23 protein-coding genes are annotated in these 18,170 nt (G+C 37.1%); 4 read left to right on the plus strand and 19 right to left on the minus strand.

The genetic code is table 11. The features are described from left to right. Window positions 1–31: 31 nt before the first annotated feature. The 12 genes from ASG21_RS10400 to ASG21_RS10455 all read right to left on the minus strand — a co-directional run bounded on the left by ASG21_RS10400 (window position 32) and on the right by ASG21_RS10455 (window position 8,016). Window positions 32–1,054 (minus strand): ligase-associated DNA damage response exonuclease, encoded by a 1,023-nt coding sequence (locus tag ASG21_RS10400; protein WP_056079334.1) that lies wholly within the window; start codon window positions 1,052–1,054, stop codon window positions 32–34. A gap of 47 nt (window positions 1,055–1,101) precedes the next feature. Then, entirely contained in the window at window positions 1,102–1,461 is a 360-nt protein-coding gene (locus ASG21_RS10405) for a rhodanese-like domain-containing protein (protein WP_056079345.1), read from the minus strand. Further along, complete coding sequence (locus tag ASG21_RS10410) at window positions 1,458–1,760, minus strand: DUF3817 domain-containing protein (protein WP_056079348.1); 303 nt, start codon at window positions 1,758–1,760, stop codon at window positions 1,458–1,460. Before ASG21_RS10410 ends, ASG21_RS10405 begins: the two co-directional genes overlap by 4 nt. A gap of 2 nt (window positions 1,761–1,762) precedes the next feature. After that, window positions 1,763–2,221, minus strand: coding sequence for a hypothetical protein (locus tag ASG21_RS10415; protein ID WP_056079351.1), 459 nt, complete (start codon window positions 2,219–2,221; stop codon window positions 1,763–1,765). A 68-nt stretch (window positions 2,222–2,289) separates the two neighbouring features. Further along, on the minus strand, window positions 2,290–2,907 hold the full coding sequence (locus tag ASG21_RS10420; RefSeq protein ID WP_347230646.1) for a TetR/AcrR family transcriptional regulator: 618 nt from the start codon (window positions 2,905–2,907) through the stop codon (window positions 2,290–2,292). 59 nt (window positions 2,908–2,966) lie between these two features. Further along, a complete protein-coding gene (locus ASG21_RS10425; protein WP_056079356.1) occupies window positions 2,967–4,043 on the minus strand; it encodes an SDR family oxidoreductase in 1,077 nt (358 codons plus the stop codon). Between the two features lie 131 nt (window positions 4,044–4,174). Beyond that, window positions 4,175–4,759 (minus strand): Crp/Fnr family transcriptional regulator, encoded by a 585-nt coding sequence (locus tag ASG21_RS10430; protein WP_056079358.1) that lies wholly within the window; start codon window positions 4,757–4,759, stop codon window positions 4,175–4,177. Window positions 4,760–4,780: 21 nt separating this feature from the next. Beyond that, a complete protein-coding gene (locus tag ASG21_RS10435; RefSeq protein ID WP_056079361.1) occupies window positions 4,781–5,251 on the minus strand; it encodes a PPC domain-containing DNA-binding protein in 471 nt (156 codons plus the stop codon). Window positions 5,252–5,255: 4 nt separating this feature from the next. Continuing rightward, window positions 5,256–5,651: a MauE/DoxX family redox-associated membrane protein gene (locus tag ASG21_RS10440; protein ID WP_056079364.1), complete on the minus strand. Its 396-nt coding sequence runs from the start codon at window positions 5,649–5,651 to the stop codon at window positions 5,256–5,258. Between the two features lie 74 nt (window positions 5,652–5,725). Further along, on the minus strand, window positions 5,726–6,586 hold the full coding sequence (locus tag ASG21_RS10445; protein WP_056079369.1) for an NAD(P)-dependent oxidoreductase: 861 nt from the start codon (window positions 6,584–6,586) through the stop codon (window positions 5,726–5,728). 15 nt (window positions 6,587–6,601) lie between these two features. Then, window positions 6,602–6,892: a DUF3861 domain-containing protein gene (locus ASG21_RS10450; RefSeq protein ID WP_056079373.1), complete on the minus strand. Its 291-nt coding sequence runs from the start codon at window positions 6,890–6,892 to the stop codon at window positions 6,602–6,604. Between the two features lie 2 nt (window positions 6,893–6,894). Further along, entirely contained in the window at window positions 6,895–8,016 is a 1,122-nt protein-coding gene (locus ASG21_RS10455) for an aldo/keto reductase (protein WP_056079376.1), read from the minus strand. Window positions 8,017–8,341: 325 nt separating this feature from the next. On the opposite strand from ASG21_RS10455, the gene ASG21_RS10460 reads away from it, so the two are divergent. Further along, window positions 8,342–8,974: a chloramphenicol acetyltransferase gene (locus ASG21_RS10460; protein ID WP_056079380.1), complete on the plus strand. Its 633-nt coding sequence runs from the start codon at window positions 8,342–8,344 to the stop codon at window positions 8,972–8,974. Window positions 8,975–9,140: 166 nt separating this feature from the next. Here ASG21_RS10460 and ASG21_RS10465 read toward each other — a convergent pair whose 3' ends face one another. The 3 genes from ASG21_RS10465 to ASG21_RS10475 are packed head-to-tail and all read right to left on the minus strand — an operon-like array spanning window position 9,141 to window position 10,570. After that, window positions 9,141–9,509 carry a hypothetical protein gene (locus ASG21_RS10465; protein ID WP_056079384.1) on the minus strand — a complete coding sequence of 123 codons (369 nt, stop codon included), beginning with the start codon at window positions 9,507–9,509 and terminating at the stop codon, window positions 9,141–9,143. A 9-nt stretch (window positions 9,510–9,518) separates the two neighbouring features. Continuing rightward, window positions 9,519–10,139: a hypothetical protein gene (locus ASG21_RS10470; protein WP_056079387.1), complete on the minus strand. Its 621-nt coding sequence runs from the start codon at window positions 10,137–10,139 to the stop codon at window positions 9,519–9,521. An 11-nt stretch (window positions 10,140–10,150) separates the two neighbouring features. After that, window positions 10,151–10,570, minus strand: a complete 420-nt coding sequence (locus tag ASG21_RS10475; RefSeq protein WP_056079390.1) for a hypothetical protein — start codon at window positions 10,568–10,570, stop codon at window positions 10,151–10,153. A gap of 357 nt (window positions 10,571–10,927) precedes the next feature. Here ASG21_RS10475 and ASG21_RS10480 point away from each other — a divergent pair, with 357 nt between their 5' ends. Continuing rightward, window positions 10,928–13,330, plus strand: a complete 2,403-nt coding sequence (locus tag ASG21_RS10480; RefSeq protein ID WP_056079394.1) for a prolyl oligopeptidase family serine peptidase — start codon at window positions 10,928–10,930, stop codon at window positions 13,328–13,330. Between the two features lie 339 nt (window positions 13,331–13,669). Here the strand turns inward: ASG21_RS10480 and ASG21_RS10485 are convergent, their stop codons facing one another. From ASG21_RS10485 to ASG21_RS10500, 4 genes are all read right to left on the minus strand, one after another. Next, on the minus strand, window positions 13,670–13,918 hold the full coding sequence (locus ASG21_RS10485; protein WP_056079397.1) for a hypothetical protein: 249 nt from the start codon (window positions 13,916–13,918) through the stop codon (window positions 13,670–13,672). 11 nt (window positions 13,919–13,929) lie between these two features. Continuing rightward, window positions 13,930–14,235, minus strand: a complete 306-nt coding sequence (locus ASG21_RS10490) for a thioredoxin family protein (protein ID WP_056079399.1) — start codon at window positions 14,233–14,235, stop codon at window positions 13,930–13,932. Between the two features lie 126 nt (window positions 14,236–14,361). Then, complete coding sequence (locus tag ASG21_RS10495; RefSeq protein ID WP_056030238.1) at window positions 14,362–14,994, minus strand: peroxiredoxin; 633 nt, start codon at window positions 14,992–14,994, stop codon at window positions 14,362–14,364. A gap of 248 nt (window positions 14,995–15,242) precedes the next feature. Then, window positions 15,243–16,436, minus strand: coding sequence for a pyridoxal phosphate-dependent aminotransferase (locus ASG21_RS10500; RefSeq protein ID WP_056079402.1), 1,194 nt, complete (start codon window positions 16,434–16,436; stop codon window positions 15,243–15,245). A 158-nt stretch (window positions 16,437–16,594) separates the two neighbouring features. Between ASG21_RS10500 and ASG21_RS10505 the strand changes: the two genes are divergently transcribed. Then, window positions 16,595–17,416 (plus strand): GLPGLI family protein, encoded by an 822-nt coding sequence (locus ASG21_RS10505; protein ID WP_056079405.1) that lies wholly within the window; start codon window positions 16,595–16,597, stop codon window positions 17,414–17,416. 62 nt (window positions 17,417–17,478) lie between these two features. Then, the gene (gene rsmG / locus ASG21_RS10510) at window positions 17,479–18,114 is read left to right on the plus strand and encodes a 16S rRNA (guanine(527)-N(7))-methyltransferase RsmG (RefSeq protein WP_056079408.1); all 636 of its coding nucleotides are present in this window, start codon (window positions 17,479–17,481) and stop codon (window positions 18,112–18,114) included. Window positions 18,115–18,170: the final 56 nt, after the last annotated feature.

The following is an 18,170-nucleotide window of genomic DNA, read 5'->3' on the forward strand; positions in this document are numbered from 1 at the left end:
TTGCTATCAACCTTGTCAAGGTTATTTAGAATCAATCATCATCTTTTACAACTTCTTTTTCAGTTACCTCTTCATCATCGTCCCCATACAAAGTTTCCACAACATCAGATTTAATTCCCAATTCATTTAAATATTTAGAAAAAACCTCGGTTTGTCCATGCGTTACGTGAACGATTTCTGCTTCAGTTGCTTTGATGGCCTGCAATAATCCTTTCCAGTCGGCGTGGTCGCTCATCGGAAAACCTGCATCCATACTTCGCCACCTTCTCGCACCGCGAACCTGCATCCAGCCGGAGCAAATTGCAGTTGCTGCATCAGGAATTTTCTTGATGACATTGCTGTCGAGCAAGGCTGGCGGAACTATTACTATATCGCCTGAAACGTGTTTGATGTTTTCCCTGAAATCGGGAATTTCATAATCCGGAAGCACAATTCCGACTTCTTCAAAGGCTTTATTCAGTTTGCCAATCGAGTAGTGAACGTGAATTTTTCCCATTCCTTCGACGGCTTTCATAATTCGTTGCGCTTTGCCCAAAGAGTATCCTATAAAAACTGAAGTCTTCTGATTTTCCTGATTTCTTAAAACCCAATTCTGCAGTCTCTTATTTAAATCCGGAACTTCGAGCCAGTTGTAAATGGGAAGTCCGAAAGTACTTTCAGTCACAAATTCATTGCATTTTACCAACTCAAACGGTGTACTCAAACCATCATCCTGAACTTTATAGTCACCTGAAATCACGCTCACATAACCTTTATATTCCAAGCGAATTTGTGCCGAGCCAATGATGTGACCAGCCGGATGCATCGAAAGTTTGACCCCATTAATGTCTAAAACCTCGCCGTACTGCAAGGTCTGACATTCGATGTCAGGAGAAATTCTTTGGTGTAAAATAGGTTTTGTGAAATGATGACAAAGGTATTTTTTCATTCCCCAACGCGCGTGGTCGGCGTGTCCGTGCGTGATGACCGCATAATCTACAGGTCGCCACGGGTCAATATAAAATTTCCCCTGCGGACAGTAAATACCTTTGTTTGTGAATGTGATGAGTTTCAAAAGTGTGATGATTAGTGTGTTTCTGAATATTCAAAAACCTAACCAAATTAATTTTGTTCAAGACTTTTCTGCAAATCACTCCACGCACCGCCATTGTAAACCTTCTTGAAACCTTTTTCTTTTAAAATATGTTCGACTTTTACACTTCTCAAACCGTGCGAACAGACTGTGATATACGTTTTATTCGGGTCAAGTTCTATGTATCTTACACGGATTGTTCCTAAAGAAATATTCTGTGAACCAGCGATATGTCCGGTTTCAAATTCTTTTTCTGTTCTTACATCTAAAATTACGGCTCCGTTTTTAATCAATTTGTCTAGACCATCGTCCAAAGTCTGATATTGATAAACTCTGTACACAACATAAATCAACAAGATTACTCCACAGAAAATCAAGATATTCTTCATAGTTTGCTTAGTATTTTTTTATCGATATAAAATGTTCCGAACGGAATGATGCACGCTAAAAGAACTTTCCAGGTTGTTTCTTTAAACTTCCAGTTTTGTTCTATACCAACACTTAACGTATTGAATAAAAAAAGCAGAAATAATGAACCGTGAATCGGTCCAATCATTTTGACGAAAGCGGGATTATCAAATCCATATTTTAAAGGGACGGCGATAAATACTAATGTTAATAACGAAATTCCTTCAAGAATGGCAATGATTCTCAGGCGTCCGATTTTGGTTTTAAGTAAATCAATCATAATTATCTGAAATAAGGTCTGTTGGCAAGCGGTGAAAACGGCCACGGAATTGCGATGAAAATTATCACTAAAGCGATAACGAAGTAAATTAATAATTTCTTATATTTCTCCCTGTAATCGGTCTTTCTTTTTGAAATGGAGGAACCAATGGTAATTAGAATAATGGAAATAAGCATCAGTGAAATGTGAATCAATCCGAAAAAAAATAAGTCAAAAGATTCTCGGGCTTCGGTGAAATTCTTCCAAAAATATTTGATAATGGGACTTTGAGAATATAAGGTGATTCCCAAAACCAGTTGAATATGTGCAATGGTCGCCGTCCAGTGTCTGACGGAATCGTCTGTTTTTGAAAAGATTTTATCGGAAAAGTAACCTTGATAAGCTCTGAAAATCGAGTAGAGCAAACTCAGTAAAACCAGCCAGCGAAATATGGAATGGAGAAATGTAAGCGTTTGATACATTGTTAAAAATTTCAATGCAGCAAAGATAAAGCAAAAACATACTGATTAGTATGTTTTTAAAGAAAAAATTATTTCAGGCTTTCAAAATAATTCTTAAGTCCTTTTAAATAAATAAGATATACAGATTTTGAATTTTCAAGTTTACCTAAATTCCGTACACCCCAATATCCCGATATTACAAAAACAGCAACCTCTTTCGCGTTTACGTCAGATTTTAAAACTTGTTCCTTCTTAGCTTTTTCAATGGCATCGATCATCGTTTTTTCCCAGTCAAGCGAAAGGTTATTTAAAGCTTTTGTAAAATCAATATTCCACGGCGCCATTTCCTGAGTGAAATTGGAGGCTGGACAGCCGTATTCCACTTTTAAATCTTCACTTTCCATTAGTAAATAATGAAGTAAATTATAAATCGTGTCCAAAGGATTTCCCTCAGTTTGAAAAGGCTGGATAAAATTGTTTTTAAAATTGGGGATCATCAGTTCATTGAGAATCGCCAGACCCATTTCATCTTTGGTTTTAAAGTGATAATAAAAGGCACCTTTCGTTACCTGAGTTGTAGCGATAATTTCATCGACGCTTGTTGTCTGATAGCCTTTTTGGTAAATCAGTTTAAAAGCTTTCTGAAGAATATTTAAGCGGGTTTCCTGAGATTTTTTCATAAAATACCAACGGGTCTGTTTTCGCAAAGGAACAAATTTTAGCAAACAAAAAAAAGAGCTGCTTTTAAAACAACTCTTTTGAAATCTTAAGGAATAATTTTTTCTTCTTTTAATTTTTTAAATAAGTCAAAGAAAGATTCTTCGGTATTCTGAAATTCTCTGAATCCTGCCTTTCGGCTGTTGGTCATATCGGTCATTACTTCGAGCGGTCTTCCTAAATCCAAATCGGTGTGCCATGCGGAAGATAATCTTTCGATATTCGCTTCTTTTAAATCATATTTCTCTACAATTTTGCTCCAGATTTCCTGATCGTTCTGCATCTCTTTTTCGAGAGGTCTGATTTCGTTTTCAAAACCTACTGCTTCAACGCCAAAATATGCTGCCAGTCTGTACCACAACCATTTCCAGCGGAAAATATCTCCATTGCTGATATTGAATGCTGTGTTTTTAGCAGATTCTGTTGTAGATGCCCAGACCAGCTGTTTTGCTAAAATTCTTGCGTCGGTTACATCGGAAATTCCGTTCCACTGTGCGGATGAACCGGGCCAGATGAATTTTCTGCCAGTCTCTTTGCAGATGCTTGCGTACACTGCCAAAGTCGTTCCCAGATTCATGGCATTTCCCACCGCATAACCGATTACTGTATGCGGTCTATGAATGCTCCAGCTGAAACCATCTCTCTCGGCCGCTGCATAAACTTCATCTTCCTGAGCGTAGTAAAAGTTGGGGAGCGGAAGTCTCGGTTGCTCTTCTCTCAAAGGCGTTTCCGGAAGTTTTCCGTCTTTTGCGTAGGCTTCAAACGATCCGAGGTAATGTTTTAAACCTGTAACCAGAGCAATATGCTGAATTGATTTTTTAGGAGATAAAACGTTTAAAAGATTTCTTACCAAAGCACTGTTGACACGGATGTTTTCTTCTTCGGTGTCATTCCTCATCCAGGTTGTAAAAAATACGTGAGTAGGAGCGATGTTTTCTAAGGCAGTTTCCAAACTTTCAATGTCAAGAAGGTCTGCTTTCACAGAGATTAATCCACTGATATTGTTATTGGTATTTCTGGAGATTCCGTAGGTTGTCCAGCCTTGAGAAATAAGTTCGTTGGCGAGGTTGCTTCCCGTAATTCCGGTGGCACCAACAACTAAGGCGATGTTTTTATTATTTTCCATTTTGTAAAATTTCTTTTACAAAGTTACCGTGATCATTGACGAAACCACTTGATCTGGGTCATGAGTTTCGACAAATTCAAAATTCAAAATTTCAGATTCAAAATTTCAGATTCAAGATTTTAAGGTCAAGATTATAGCTTTTTTAATAAAAGTTTCTTGCGGATTCTGCTGACGGTTTCCGGAGCTAAACCTAAAAATGAAGCAATGAGATTGTGCGGAATTCTTTTTATGATTTCAGGATTTTTCTTTGAAAACTCCAAATATTTCTCTTCTGCGGTATAACTGTTTGATGCAATTAAACGATAATCTTTTGTCACCAGACTGTTCTGATACAAAATTCTGAAATAGCGGTCCATCACAGGAATTTCTAACGTCAGTTTTTCGTAATCTTCAAGACTGATCATCAGCAATTCTGTTTCTTCAACGGCATCAATATTCAAGACGGCCTTTTCCTGACTGATAAAACTTTTAAAATCTGAAATCCACCAGCCTTCGAAAGCAAACATATTGATGTTTTCTCCGCCCTTTTCAGCCACAAAATAAGATTTAAGCAAACCTCTACTCACAAAAGAAAGATGAGTGCAAATTTCTCCTTCTTTCAATAGGAGTTGTTTTTTCTTCAGTTTTTTAACCGAAAAGAAAAACTGTAATTCAGTTTTTTCTTCGTTGGTTAAGTTTACCTTGTTTTGAACATGAGAAATGAGAATATCAAACATGCAGAAAAATATACATCAAAATTAAGGTTTATCTTCCGACTTTTCAAAATCATAAAGATTGATTCCGATATCCTCATTTTTAGTTTTAAAAACAGGAATTGCCATTGGATAGAAAAAGAATTCTCCTGCTCCGCGAATTTTTGCATCCTGTAAATGTCCCGCAATTGCCGAATAATCCTGCCTTCCCAAAGTAATATGTAAATGGAGGAGCGGCTTATTTTCAGCCACAGAAACATTGCCCGAGATATTGGTCACTTCCATCTGTTCGTCAAACTTTTTGTCGACATAATCTTTCGTAGAAAAGTCAAAAAACCTGAGAGTTGCTTCACTTACTGCACCAATGCCGGTGACCTGACCGGATTTAATGTTCTGATTTAATACAAAATCATTCAGAGCCTGCACAATGCTCGACTGATCTTTAATACTGACGATATAATTGTTTTCAATTTTTTTGGCGGTCCATAATTCGCCTTCTAAAATCCTTTCTTTCATATTGTTATATTATAGGTTGATGTTCTTCTGAACTGTATCTTAAATAAAACCACAAAAGTGCAAACAGATACAGTGAGTGGAGCAGCTGTGCTTCAATGGCTGACCAGTTTTCAACGGAACTGCTTCCAAAAATAAGGATGCTCATTAATGCAAGTGATGCATAAATGGTTAATTTAGGTTTAAAACCAATCAACAAAGCTATTCCGACAATCGCTTCTAAAAATGGGAGCAGATATCCGAAAGGCGTAATCAACACTTCAGGAATTGCTGATTTCTCCATAGATTTTACCATTCCTTCGGTAAAAGCCTGCAGTTTTGGAATTCGCACCAAACCGTGACCGGCCAGTGAAATGGCGATTGGAAGTCTCAGGAAGAAAAATAAGGTTTTGAAGTCTTTCATTGTTTTTGTTTTTGGTTGGATGCTGGATGTCAGTTGGTGGTTGATAGAAAATTATCTTCTCAAGTTCATTATGTTTATTTCTGGCCTTGGTTCTTTTTTAAATAATTGATAATTCCAATCACATCGTCTTTCCCGAAGCCATCGTTTTGAGCGGACTGATAAGTTTCAATTAAAGTTTGAGACAGAGGAAAATCGGCACCAGCGTCTTTTGCCAGAAGAATATCTTTCAACATTAAATCTAAAGAAAATGCAGGCTGATAATTGTCTTCAACCAAAAGAGGCGTTTTGACTTTGGTCGCACCGCTTCCGCTTGCACTTTCGTTAATGATTTCCAGCATATCCTTTCTTTCAATACCTAAATGATCTGAGAAAAGAATCGTCTCTGCCAAACCCTGATAAAGCGTTGAAATAAAATAGTTGACCGACAGTTTTGCCGCCAGACCTTTTCCGTTTTTGCCTAAATGTTTGATCTGTTTCCCAAGTTTTTCTAAATACGGTTTTGCTCTTTCCACATCATTCTCATCTCCACCGACCATGAAAATTAAAGTTCCTTCGGCAGCTGGTTTTGTGCTTCCCGCAACTGGAGCATCAAGGAAAGAGGCCTCTTTTATTTTCACGGCATCTGCAAGTTTTGTACTTGCTTCAGGTGAGATTGTACTCATATCGACGAACAGTTTTTCTGAAATATTCAGTTCTAAAATCTGTCTGTAAACATCTTTTGCCGCTTCATCATTGGTCAGCATTGTGAAAATAATATCACTGTTTTCTACCAGTTCTTTTATATCATCAGCAACTTTTGACTCAGCTTTAAACTCTTCCGCTTTCTCCACAGTTCTGTTGTAAACGGTCAATGAAAACCCTGCGTTCTCCAGGTTTTTTGCCATTGGATGTCCCATATTTCCCAAACCGATAAAGCCTATTTTTTCTGTGCTCATATTTTACTATCTAAATTAATAACTTTTAAGTTTTTTCATGAATTCTGAAATTGCCGGACTTAAATCTTCAAACAGAGGATGATTTTTATTTTTAATTAAAACTTCTGTAAATAATTTCAAACCTAATATAAACTCAAGAGACGTTTTTTCATCTTCAAAGAGATTTTTAGTTTTTATTAAATAGAAAATTTTAAAAAGATCATCATGGTTTTCAAACTCAAAAGAAAGATTCTTTCCCGCAATCGAGCCATCTTTTAATTCTAATTCTTTCAGATCAATATGGTATCTGTTATTTCTTTTTTCCATAATTAAGCTTTTGGTGTTGGAGCATTTTCTTCAATTAATTTTTCCTTTTTCAGTTCTGCCCAGAATCCTGCAGGAATTTTCGTTTTAAACGATGCCGCATTTTCTTCAGACTGTTTTACCGTGTGAGCCCCTGGAATTACACCGGAGACCACATCCGAAGCTGCCGCAAACTGAAGCGCAGCCGTTCTCAGATCTACTTTATGATTATTGGCAACGCGTTGCAGTGCCACCAGTTTTTCTTTCACCCCAGCCGGAAAATCGCCATTGTATAAATACCGGTCTTTACCTGACAGAAAACCTGCACACAAAGGAGCTCCCACAACAATTGAAATGTCTTTTTCAGCGGCCTTCGGGAATACTTTATTCAGATCGTCTTTGTGATGAATCAATGAATACTGACACGCCGAAAGGAAAATATCAGGATCGGAAACTTCGATGGCTTTTAAAATTGGTTCTATGGTGTTGACTCCAAAACCCCAACCTTTAATCAAACCTTCTTCACGCATTTTAATCAGCTCGGGCATGGCGCCTTTGGCAGCGATATCAAAATATTTTACCCAATCACCTTTCATATCTTTGTTGTCGGGAGACAAATCGTGGATGAAAACGATGTCTAATGAGGCAACTCCCAATCTGTTCAGGCTGTCTTCCACACTTTTTCTGGCGCCGGCGGCCGTGTAATCGTACTCATAAGAAAAATTGAGTTTTCCTTTCCACAAGCCATCCAGTTTGAAATCGTCATGTGGTTTAAGTATTCTTCCCATCTTTGTAGAAAGAGTGAATTCATCGCGTTTTTTGTCTTTCAGAAACAATCCCATTCTGTGTTCGCTGAGTCCCAAACCGTACCACGGTGAAGTATCGAAATAGCGGACTCCTGCGTTCCAGGCCGCTTCAATGGATTGTAAACATTCAATGTCAGGATTGACATTGAAACCATTTCCTAAAGCGACACCGCCAAATCCTGATTTATATTTGGGTCTGAATCTTTTTCCCAGTCCTTTATTTTCAAATTGTTCCATAAAATTTTCTTTTAATAGTTGTGATGCAAACGCAGGTACGGCAGATGAAGCCATCAATCCTGCTGCGGCAAGTCCGCTGTTTTTTAAGAAAGTTCGTCTTTCCATTATATGATATTTTTGTGTGGTGTTTGCCGGTATTTACAGCATTTACCAGACCATCCCCAATATCACAGCTACAGTTTTTCCAATTTTAACATAATTTTTTCAACTTTCCATTTGGGAATCTGTTTTTGGATCTTTACGGTCTGTCAGGGAGAAAATTTTATAAACTCAATTGATGGCTGAAGTTCAGAAATGAATTGTCACCAAATTGACGTGGGCATTTTTAATATATTCCATCAACTGAATATGATTTGTTACAGTTTCATTTTTCTGGAATTTCATTTTCACAATCAATAAATCTTACGGAAATTTGCAAAAAAAGAATTTCATGAAGATCATCGATTTTGAAAACTGGAACAGAAAAGAACATTTTGAATTTTTCTCGTCATTAAAAAGTCCGTACTTTGGCTTCACCACAGATGTTGACTGCACGAAGGCTTATGACACTGCAAAGAAAAACGGATATTCTTTTTTTGCCTATTACCTCTACAAATCGATGGTCGCCATCAACACGGTCAATGCTTTGAAACTCAGAATTGTAGATGATCAGATTGCTTTACACGAAACGGTTCACATTGGCAGTACGATTGGCAGGGCAGACGGCACTTTCGGTTTTTCCTACTTTGAATTTTCTGATGATTTTCAGACGTTCAACGAACGTTTGCAGGAGCAGGTGATAAAGGTTCAGAACACGAAAGGTCTGGGAATTAAAAATGACGTTTTGCCGCCCAATCACATCAGACACACGACGATTCCATGGCATTCTTTCACGTCGATTCTGCATCCTACAGATTTTGATCCCAAAGAATGTATTCCCAAAATAGCCTTCGGGAAATTCAGCGAGCGTGACGGGAAAAAGATGATGCCTGTTTCCATTGAAGCGCATCACGGATTGGCGGATGGCATTGATCTGGCGAGGTATTTTGAGGCATTTCAGAGGGAACTGGATAGGGGTGTGTAAAAGAAAAACCTGCTTGTGGGCAGGTTTTTAATTGGTATTGATCTCTCAAATTTCTTCTTTATTAATATATCATTGTAGAATCAATAATATTGCCAATCGAATCGTTACGATAAATATTATCATGAGAGTAGTCGTCATTATTAACGCATATATGCTCGAAAATAAGTTAACCAACTGACTCTGGAATTACAGGTTGGTTATAGATGGGAATTTGAGAGCTTAATATTGCTTTTCCATTCCTTCCGTATTCTATCCAGTTTTTAATATTATAATTTTTTGATGAACAATCACAGTCCCATAACTGCAGATTCTGCTTGCCACCTACTGTAATAAACCTACCTTTTTTATCCTTTAATTTTTTTGTGAGATAAACCCATTTAATCCAAGCCGAGTTACTGCTTTCACGACGAGAAGAAATCGTATAGTCTGCTGATTTATATATATCAATGAAATTATTTGGTACTGGTGTAAAAGCAAATAAGGCAAAACAAGTAATAACTGTTGCCAAGATTAAAATTACTTTAAAATTTTTCATGATCAAAATTTATTTAAACCATTTGTTTAATCTTCTCTTTGTTCTGTCAAATGCTGTTTGCTCCCATATTACCTCAAATCCATTCCAAAAAACTCTTATTTGATTTCCAGAGTCACGATATAAAACAAATTTTATATCCTTGTGTTGAATATATACGTTATTAACATTTGAAGATTCGGAAACATATTTAGAGTTGTTCTCTCGGACTTCTTCTAATCTTTGTAAAATAGATTGGGCTTCGTTTAAAGGCAGATACCTGAAGGCATATGCACTTCCTATATTACCGTCAGAATTTCTATTGTCGCCAAAAAACGCAAGTAAAAGACCTCTTTCATTTACCTCTGTACAATTAAAGGCAACAGAAATTAACCCACCACTATCATCTGATGCCAGACTTTCTGTCTCAAATTTAATTTCACGATTATCAGCATTACCAATAATATTATTTATAATATATTCTTTCGACCGGAACTGCGAAATTTCTTTTGCAACTTCTTTTTTTACAGCATTTGCTGCCAAAAAAGTTATTGCGGTCGCAGCTGCAGCAGTTCCAACAGCTACAGCAGTTCTATTTTGTGCATTTCCGTAAATGCTAAAAATAAGAAAACATGGAATTAGAATTTTTTTCATGATGTAACCAATTATTTAAAAATTTTATTGTACCACCCACTTACATCTTTTTTAATAAGCTCATGATATTCGTACAGCAATGATGCTAAGCTTGAATTAGCTCTCTGACTTTTATACGAATTTACTGTAAGATAACCATAAAAGTTCCCATTTTTATCTACTACAATTGGAGGATTTGAGGCATAATTATTCCATGGTGAGTATGAACTGTATTCGTTTCCATAAGTTCCATAAGAATTCCAAATAGATTTTGTATTGTATGAGTTACCATATGTTCCGTAGTTATTCCATATAGAATTTTTATCGTAAGAATCACAATTTAAACAACCTAGATACTCATCATGACTTGACCCACCATATATGTGAAGCGTTTGAGCACTTAAGATTATCGAAAACAAGAGAAATGTAAGAAAGTGTAATTTATTTTGCATTCTAGGATATTTTGTTTTTTGCAAAGATATAATGTGTCGATGTATAAAAATTACGGTTATCCTTAATTTCAAAAATAAATACAAATAACTTGAAAGTATTCCGTATTTGTACTGAAATTTTACAGGCGTTATTTCAAAAATTATATTAGTTTCGACATTATCATTGAATAATAATTCATTACACAAAACTGGTTATCTGTAGAACATTCTCCCACCATCCTTCGAGAACTCTTCGGGTTTCCTTCGGAAAACACATACTTTTCCCGAACAACAACCGAACAAACCCCAAACAAAAGCCGAAGAAATATCCTTTTCAAAAACTATTTTTCATTAATTTCGTCAAAAATCAAAAAGATAATGAAGATCAAATTAACCATCTGTTTACTGGCTTTTCTGAATTTTTATGAAGCACAGGAAAATATCAGCTATCAGAAACCTTCTGCGGAGATTCTGCAGCTGGCAGATTATGAGAGACCACCAAGCGTTCTGACCAATTCAAAGAAAGACTGGGTCGTTTTTGTATACAGACCAACGTACAAAACCCTTGATGATCTCAATCAGCAGGAAATGAAATTAGGAGGTTTGAGAATAAATCCGGTTACCAATATTTCAAGTTCAGTCACGTACATCAACAATCTGAAAGTGCGGAAGATGAATGATAAAACTGAAGTTCAGGTGAAAGGTTTGCCACAGAATCCGAAAATCACGAATACCAGTTTTTCGCCTGACGAAAAAAGGATGGCGTTTACCAACACCACCGACAAAGGCGTTGAATTGTGGGTGATCGATCTGGAAACGGCAACCGCAAAAAAAATCAGTCAGGATAATCTGAATGCCAATTACGGTTCGCCTTATGTCTGGATGAAGGATTCTCAGAGTTTTCTTCTGAAAGTTCTTCCGGCCAACAGACCGAAACTGATGGACGCTTCAAAAGACTTACCGACAGGTCCGATTGTTTCCACTGCCGACGGAAAGGTTTCGCAGAACAGAACGTATCAGGATTTGCTTAAAAATCCTCAGGATGAAAAGAATTTCGACAACCTGATGAGTTCTGAACTGTATCATACCGATCTTAATGGAAATCAGAAGAAATTTAAAGAAAAAGATCTGTATGCCGGTCTGTCTTATTCTCCGGACGGAAAATATCTGATGGCGACAACGATTAAAAGACCTTATTCGTACATCGTTCCTTTGAACCGTTTTCCAATGACTTCAACCGTTTATGACGCGAGCGGAAATGTAGTAAAAGTGGTCAATGAGATTCCTCTGAATGAAATTATGCCCAAAGGTTTCTCTTCCGTAAGAATGGGAAAAAGAGACATGAGCTGGAGAAGCGATATGCCTGCAACGTTGGTGTATGCCGAAGCAATGGATGGTGGCGATCAGTCTAAAACTGTTGAGTTCAGAGATGAAGTTTTCACTTTGGATGCTCCTTTTAACGGAACTCCGAAGTCTTTCTTTAAAACCAAACAGCGTTACGAAGGCACGAGCTGGACCAACGATCATTACGCCATTGTTTCGGAAGGCTGGTATGACACCAGAAATACAAAATCGTATCTGATTGACCTAAACAACGGAAAATCTCAGGTCATTGAAGACCGAAATTATCAGGATGTTTACAGCGATCCTGGAAGTTTCAACACGACCAAAAATGATTTTGGAAGATATGTGGTGAATATGAAAGGGGAGAAGGCTTATCTAATCGGAGCAGGTTTTACGAAAGACGGTCAGCATCCTTTTGTGGATGAGCTGGACATGAAATCTTTAAAAAAGAAAAGACTCTACACCTCAAAGCTGAAAAATGCCAAGGAAGAAATCATCGACATTATTGATCCTAAAAAAGGCGATGTTTTAACGATACAGCAGTCGGCGAGTTCTTATCCGAATTATTTTAAAAAGAATATCAAATCCAATAAATCTGAGCCGGTAACACAGTTTGCCAATCCTTTTGAAAGCATTAAAGATGTGTACAAGGAAGTGATTACGTACAAAAGAAATGACGGTGTTACTTTGACGGGAACCCTTTATTTGCCTGCAAATTATGACAGAAAGGCGAAGAAAGAGAAGTTGCCACTGTTGATTTGGGCTTATCCTACGGAATATAAAGATAAAAATACGGCAGGACAGAACACACAAAACCCCAACGACTTTACGTTCCCATATTATGGTTCATTCGTTTATTGGACGGCAAAAGGATATGCGGTTCTGGATGATGCAGCATTCCCAATCATCGGAGAAGGAAAAACGGAGCCGAACGATACTTTTATTACTCAGTTGGTTGCCAACGGAAAAGCAGCAATTGATGCCGTGGATCAGTTAGGTTACATCGACAGAACAAAAGTAGCTGTGGGTGGACATTCCTACGGAGCCTTTATGACGGCAAATCTTCTTACGCATTCTAAAGATTACGCCTGCGGAATAGCAAGAAGTGGTGCGTACAACAGAACTCTGACACCATTCGGTTTCCAGAGCGAACAGAGAAATTACTGGGACGTACCGGAAATCTACAACGGAATGTCACCTTTTATGAATGCTGATAAAATGAAAACACCACTTTTGTTGATTCATGGTGATGCAGACAACAATCCCGGAACATTTACTTTGCAGACGGAAAGATATTTTCAGGCATTAAAAAATCTGGGAGCACCGGTAAAAATGGTTCTTCTGCCTAAAGAAGCTCACGGATATGTTGCCAAAGAAAACATTCTGCATTTGCTTTGGGAACAGGATCAGTTTTTGGAGAAGTGTCTGAAGAAATAATCGTAAAAGAGTATTTAAAAACAAAATTTTCAAAGCATTTTTCTTTTCCCCTTCCCTAAAGGGTGGAAAAATGCCAAGAAAGCATTATCAAAATCACGCTTGTGTCATCCTGAGCTTGTCGAAGGAAATTTTGATAAAATACAAATAAATTCAAAACGGCTTTTAAAACAAACTGCCCCTGAAAGATTAAACTTTCAGGGGCAGTGTTTTTTAAGATCGGTAAAAACATCTTACACTGAACACTTCGACGGGCTCAGTGTGACATCTCTAATACTGGGCTGTTTTACTGTAACACTTTTAGCTTTAGCTAGTTTATACTGAGCTTGCCAAAGTGAAGTCTTATTTATCAATCGATCCCAAAACCTTTTGTGCAAAAGAGTTTAGGGCATCTTTCTCGCTCATTCCGTTTTGTACGTTGGCGTGAACTTCCAGAGCGCCGCAGATATTGGTGATCAATTCTCCGGCAACATTCATATCTTCCTCGGTGGTTCCTCGGAATTCTGTGAAACTTTCAAGAACTTCTAAAGTTTTTTCTAAATTTTCAGGAGTCTGATTCTGAAAAAACTGTCTGATAATCGGTAATTTCATTTGATTTTATTTTACAGTTCGCTGAATAACTCAATTAAACTTTCAGCTTTGTTAGACTGCACCTGATTAACCAGTTCACCGTTTTTGAAGATGGCAAAAGTAGGAAGATTATCCACTTTAGCCAGTTTTCTGCTCTCAGGAAGTTTCTCTGCATCCACATATAAAAAAGGAATTGCATCATTCTCCGAAGCCAGTTTTTTGAATTTCGGCTTCATAATTCTGCAGTTTCCGCACCATGTAGCTCCGTACTGTACTACAACTTTTTCGTTATCGCCTACGATGCTCTGCAAAGTATCTTCTGTTAATTCTGTATACATAATTTCAATTTGAAAATTTGGTAATTTATTAATCTGGAAAATGTCATTAAACAGAAAATGAGATAATTTTATAACTAATCAAAGATTAATTTTCAAATTATCTCATTTTCAAATTAACACTTTATCTTAGTTTTTTGCTAAATACTCAGCAGTAGAAGTTCTGTCTGCTTTCATAGCGTCTTTTCCTTCTTCCCAGTTGGCAGGGCAAACTTCACCGTGCTTCTGAACGTGAGTGTAAGCGTCGATCATTCTTAAGAATTCCTTTACGTTTCTTCCCAAAGGCATATCGTTCACCGCTTCGTGGAATACTTTTCCAGTCTCGTCGATAAGGTAAGTAGCTCTGTAAGTTACGTTTGATCCTGTGAAAACTTCATTTCCTTCTTCATCAAAATCAAGATCCTGATCTACGATATCAAGTAAGTTTGCCAACTGTCTGTGAGTATCAGCCAAAAGCGGGTAAGTTACACCTTCGATTCCGCCGTTGTCTTTTGATACATTTAACCATGCAAAATGAACCTCGTTCGTATCACAAGAAGCACCGATTACTTTAGTATTTCTTTTTTCGAATTCAGGTAAAGCCTCCTGAAAAGCGTGAAGCTCAGTCGGGCATACAAAAGTGAAATCTTTCGGGTACCAGAATAAAAGAACTTTCTGTTGGTTTTCTGCAGCTTCCTGAAATACATTGATTCTTAAATCATCACCCATTTCAGACATTGCGTCGATCGTTACATTTGGGAATTTTTTTCCTACTAAAGACATAATTTTCTTGTTTTTATTTAAATTTTTCTGGTGCAAATATATTACTTTTCGTCTATTGATTTTAAGTAATCTAATAAATAAAATCTATAATTGTTTTTCACATGCAACAGCAGATATTTTCAGAATTTCATGCCGTTCAGCTGGTTGCAATCTGATTTTCTTACAGAAGGAAAGTTTTTATCTATCAAAAAAAAATCAGATTTAAGTTTAAACCTAGATCTGAAATATATTTTAAAACAAAATTGATATTAAATCGCTTTTTCTAAAGTTTCTTTAATTCTTCTCATCGCTTCTCTCAGTTCTTCTTCTGAAGCTGCATAAGAAAACCGGATGCACTCAGGACTGCCGAAAGAAACTCCGCCAACGCAGCCTACGTGTGCTTTCTCCAAAAGGAACATCGCAAAATCGTCTGCGTCTTTTATTTCAGTTCCATCTAAAGTTTTTCCGATGTAGTAAGAGATATCTGGGAAGAAATAGAAGGCAGCTTTAGGTAAAAGAACCTTGAAACCTGTGATTTCCTTCATCAGTTCAAACATTAAATTTCTTCTTTGTTCGAAAGCATCGATCATATATTTATACTCTGACGGATCTGTTTTCAAAGCAACAATTGAAGCTCTCTGAGCAACAGTGTTGGCACCGCTGGTCATCTGTCCCTGTACTTTTTCACAGGCTTTTGCCAACCATTCTGGACATGCTGAATAACCGATTCTCCAGCCGGTCATCGCAAAAGCTTTAGACATTCCGTTGATTACCGCAGTCTGCTCATACACTTCAGGGAATTGCGCAATAGAAGTGGTTTTGGTTTCATAATTAATGTATTCGTAAATCTCGTCTGAAATTACTGTTACGTGAGGATATTTTGCAATTACTTTTGCCAGAGATTTCAACTCGTCGTAGGTGTAATAACCACCTGAAGGATTACAAGGCGAACTGAAAAGAATGGCTTTTGTTTTATCGGTTATTGCTTCTTCAAGCTGCTCTGCCGTAATTTTAAAATCGGTAACGTAAGATGTAGGAAGCATTACAGATTCTCCGCCCATCATTTTTACCATTTCGTCATAACTTACCCAGTATGGTGTAGGAAGAATTACTTCATCTCCGTCATTTACAATTGCTGCCAAAACATTGATGATGGCCTGTTTAGCACCGTTAGAAACGCAAATCTGTGAAGGTTTATAATCTAATTGATTGTCTCTTTTTAATTTATCTGAAATCGCCTGTCTGAGTTCCAAAAATCCCGGTACGGGAGAGTAGTGGCTGTAGTTTTCGTTGATGGCATCAAAAGCGGCCTGTTTGATATTGTCGGGAACGTCAAAATCGGGTTCACCTAAAGTTAAGCTGATTACATCAATGCCTTCGGCTTTCATTTCTCTTGCCTTGTTAGACATCACAAAAGTCTGCGAGTAACCCAGTCTGTTCACTCTATCTGATAGTTTATTCATGAAATTTTTTGTCTTTCGAACAAATATATAAATTATGACCGTGATTAAAAACTAAATTACCACAGATCTGTTTATTTTTTAACTGAATATTTATCATTTAAATCTAAAAAATTCACTCTTTCAAGAGATTTTTGATTAGTTTTGAGAAAATTTAAATTATGCTGAGACTGCTTCTGCTATTGATTACAACATCTTTGTATGCACAAAATTACCGCTTTGTATATGAATACAAATTCAGACCGGACGTTATTATAAAAGACTCACTGGTAACTGATTACATGAATCTTGATACGGATGGAAAGGAATCGTATTTTTACAACGCGGCAAAATTTGAGAAAGATTCGGCTTATGCTGCTATGAAAGACTCAAAGGTGTTTTCTGAATATAAAAATTTTGACAGAAATCTTACCTACACTGTTCACAAGATTTATTCCCCGAAAAGCATAAAATTTTACGATAAGTTCCAGACTGCCAATCTTGTCATCAGAGAAGAAAAATTTCCGGTGTGGAAAATTCAGAATGAATTTAAAAAAATTGGTGAAGTGAACTGTCAGAAAGCGGTTGCGGATTACAGAGGAAGAAAATGGGAGGCATGGTTCAGCAAAGATTATCCTGTAAGCGACGGGCCATACAAGTTTTCAGGACTTCCAGGGCTCGTGGTGCAGATTCAGGATACAGAACTTGACCATCAGTTTAATTTAATTCAGATTAAAAAGACGAAATCAAACTATAGTTTTTTGCCTAAAACCAATAAGGAAATCAGCGAGAAAGAATTCAGAAAACTGTGGACAGACTATCGTTTTGCTTCCGATGAAATTGATAAGATGAATATCAATTCGAAAGAAGGAAACGTAGTTCTACAGCTGAAAGATGGCTATACAAGCACAATTAAGAAAGACAGACTCACCAAAGCCAAAGATTTTGATGCGGCACTTTCAGCAATACTTTCCAAATCTAAAAACAGGATTGAAAGAGATTAATTGCTTTTAAACTTGATTTAAGAAATCAAAAACTTTATTTTTGCTCAAATATACTATTTAAGATGTCTACAGCGTTATTATTAAAATATTTCCCCGATCTCACTGACGTTCAGAAAGAACAGTTCGCAAAACTTGAAGTACTTTATAAGGAATGGAATGAAAAGATCAATGTAATCTCCCGAAAAGATATGGAGTCGCTTTATGAAAAGCACATTCTGCACTCCCTGGGAATCGCAAAAGTGATGGGATTTGCTCCGGGAACTAAAGTTCTGGACATTGGCACCGGCGGAGGTTTTCCCGGAATTCCACTGGCAATCCTATTTCCTGAAACCCAGTTTACGCTGATCGATTCTATTGGTAAGAAAATCACGGTTGTGAATGCAGTGGCGGAAGGTGTCGGATTAACCAACGTAACAGCGATTCACGGAAGGGCTGAAAAACTGAAAGAAAAATTCCACTTTGTGGTCAGCAGGGCAGTGACGCAGATGCCTGAATTTCTCCGTTGGCTGAAAGGTAAATTTGAAAAAGAGCAGATCAACGCAAAACACAATGGTGTGCTTTATCTGAAAGGCGGAGAACTCGCTGAAGAACTCGCAGGACTGAAATGTGAAATTTTTAATCTTAAAAATTACTTTGAAGAAGAGTTTTACGACACTAAAAAAGTGGTATATCTATCAAAAGGTAATTTTAATTCTTAAATAAGTAATTATCTGGAATTATATTTGCTGAAAATTTAAAATAATTAAATAAAATT

This window comes from Chryseobacterium sp. Leaf394, from assembly GCF_001424105.1.
Classification (GTDB): domain Bacteria; phylum Bacteroidota; class Bacteroidia; order Flavobacteriales; family Weeksellaceae; genus Chryseobacterium.

Excerpts from the sequence above, each read along its gene's own strand:
- ASG21_RS10405 (WP_056079345.1), bottom strand. The coding sequence starts at position 1,461 with ATGAAGAATATCTTGATTTTCTGTGGAGTAATCTTGTTGATTTATGTT.
- ASG21_RS10410 (WP_056079348.1), bottom strand. The coding sequence starts at position 1,760 with ATGATTGATTTACTTAAAACCAAAATCGGACGCCTGAGAATCATTGCC.
- ASG21_RS10415 (WP_056079351.1), bottom strand. The coding sequence starts at position 2,221 with ATGTATCAAACGCTTACATTTCTCCATTCCATATTTCGCTGGCTGGTT.
- ASG21_RS10425 (WP_056079356.1), bottom strand. The coding sequence starts at position 4,043 with ATGGAAAATAATAAAAACATCGCCTTAGTTGTTGGTGCCACCGGAATT.
- ASG21_RS10430 (WP_056079358.1), bottom strand. The coding sequence starts at position 4,759 with ATGTTTGATATTCTCATTTCTCATGTTCAAAACAAGGTAAACTTAACC.
- ASG21_RS10435 (WP_056079361.1), bottom strand. The coding sequence starts at position 5,251 with ATGAAAGAAAGGATTTTAGAAGGCGAATTATGGACCGCCAAAAAAATT.
- ASG21_RS10440 (WP_056079364.1), bottom strand. The coding sequence starts at position 5,651 with ATGAAAGACTTCAAAACCTTATTTTTCTTCCTGAGACTTCCAATCGCC.
- ASG21_RS10445 (WP_056079369.1), bottom strand. The coding sequence starts at position 6,586 with ATGAGCACAGAAAAAATAGGCTTTATCGGTTTGGGAAATATGGGACAT.
- ASG21_RS10450 (WP_056079373.1), bottom strand. The coding sequence starts at position 6,892 with ATGGAAAAAAGAAATAACAGATACCATATTGATCTGAAAGAATTAGAA.
- ASG21_RS10455 (WP_056079376.1), bottom strand. The coding sequence starts at position 8,016 with ATGGAAAGACGAACTTTCTTAAAAAACAGCGGACTTGCCGCAGCAGGA.
- ASG21_RS10460 (WP_056079380.1), top strand. The coding sequence starts at position 8,342 with ATGAAGATCATCGATTTTGAAAACTGGAACAGAAAAGAACATTTTGAA.
- ASG21_RS10465 (WP_056079384.1), bottom strand. The coding sequence starts at position 9,509 with ATGAAAAATTTTAAAGTAATTTTAATCTTGGCAACAGTTATTACTTGT.
- ASG21_RS10470 (WP_056079387.1), bottom strand. The coding sequence starts at position 10,139 with ATGAAAAAAATTCTAATTCCATGTTTTCTTATTTTTAGCATTTACGGA.
- ASG21_RS10475 (WP_056079390.1), bottom strand. The coding sequence starts at position 10,570 with ATGCAAAATAAATTACACTTTCTTACATTTCTCTTGTTTTCGATAATC.
- ASG21_RS10480 (WP_056079394.1), top strand. The coding sequence starts at position 10,928 with ATGAAGATCAAATTAACCATCTGTTTACTGGCTTTTCTGAATTTTTAT.
- ASG21_RS10485 (WP_056079397.1), bottom strand. The coding sequence starts at position 13,918 with ATGAAATTACCGATTATCAGACAGTTTTTTCAGAATCAGACTCCTGAA.
- ASG21_RS10490 (WP_056079399.1), bottom strand. The coding sequence starts at position 14,235 with ATGTATACAGAATTAACAGAAGATACTTTGCAGAGCATCGTAGGCGAT.
- ASG21_RS10495 (WP_056030238.1), bottom strand. The coding sequence starts at position 14,994 with ATGTCTTTAGTAGGAAAAAAATTCCCAAATGTAACGATCGACGCAATG.
- ASG21_RS10500 (WP_056079402.1), bottom strand. The coding sequence starts at position 16,436 with ATGAATAAACTATCAGATAGAGTGAACAGACTGGGTTACTCGCAGACT.
- ASG21_RS10505 (WP_056079405.1), top strand. The coding sequence starts at position 16,595 with ATGCTGAGACTGCTTCTGCTATTGATTACAACATCTTTGTATGCACAA.
- rsmG (WP_056079408.1), top strand. The coding sequence starts at position 17,479 with ATGTCTACAGCGTTATTATTAAAATATTTCCCCGATCTCACTGACGTT.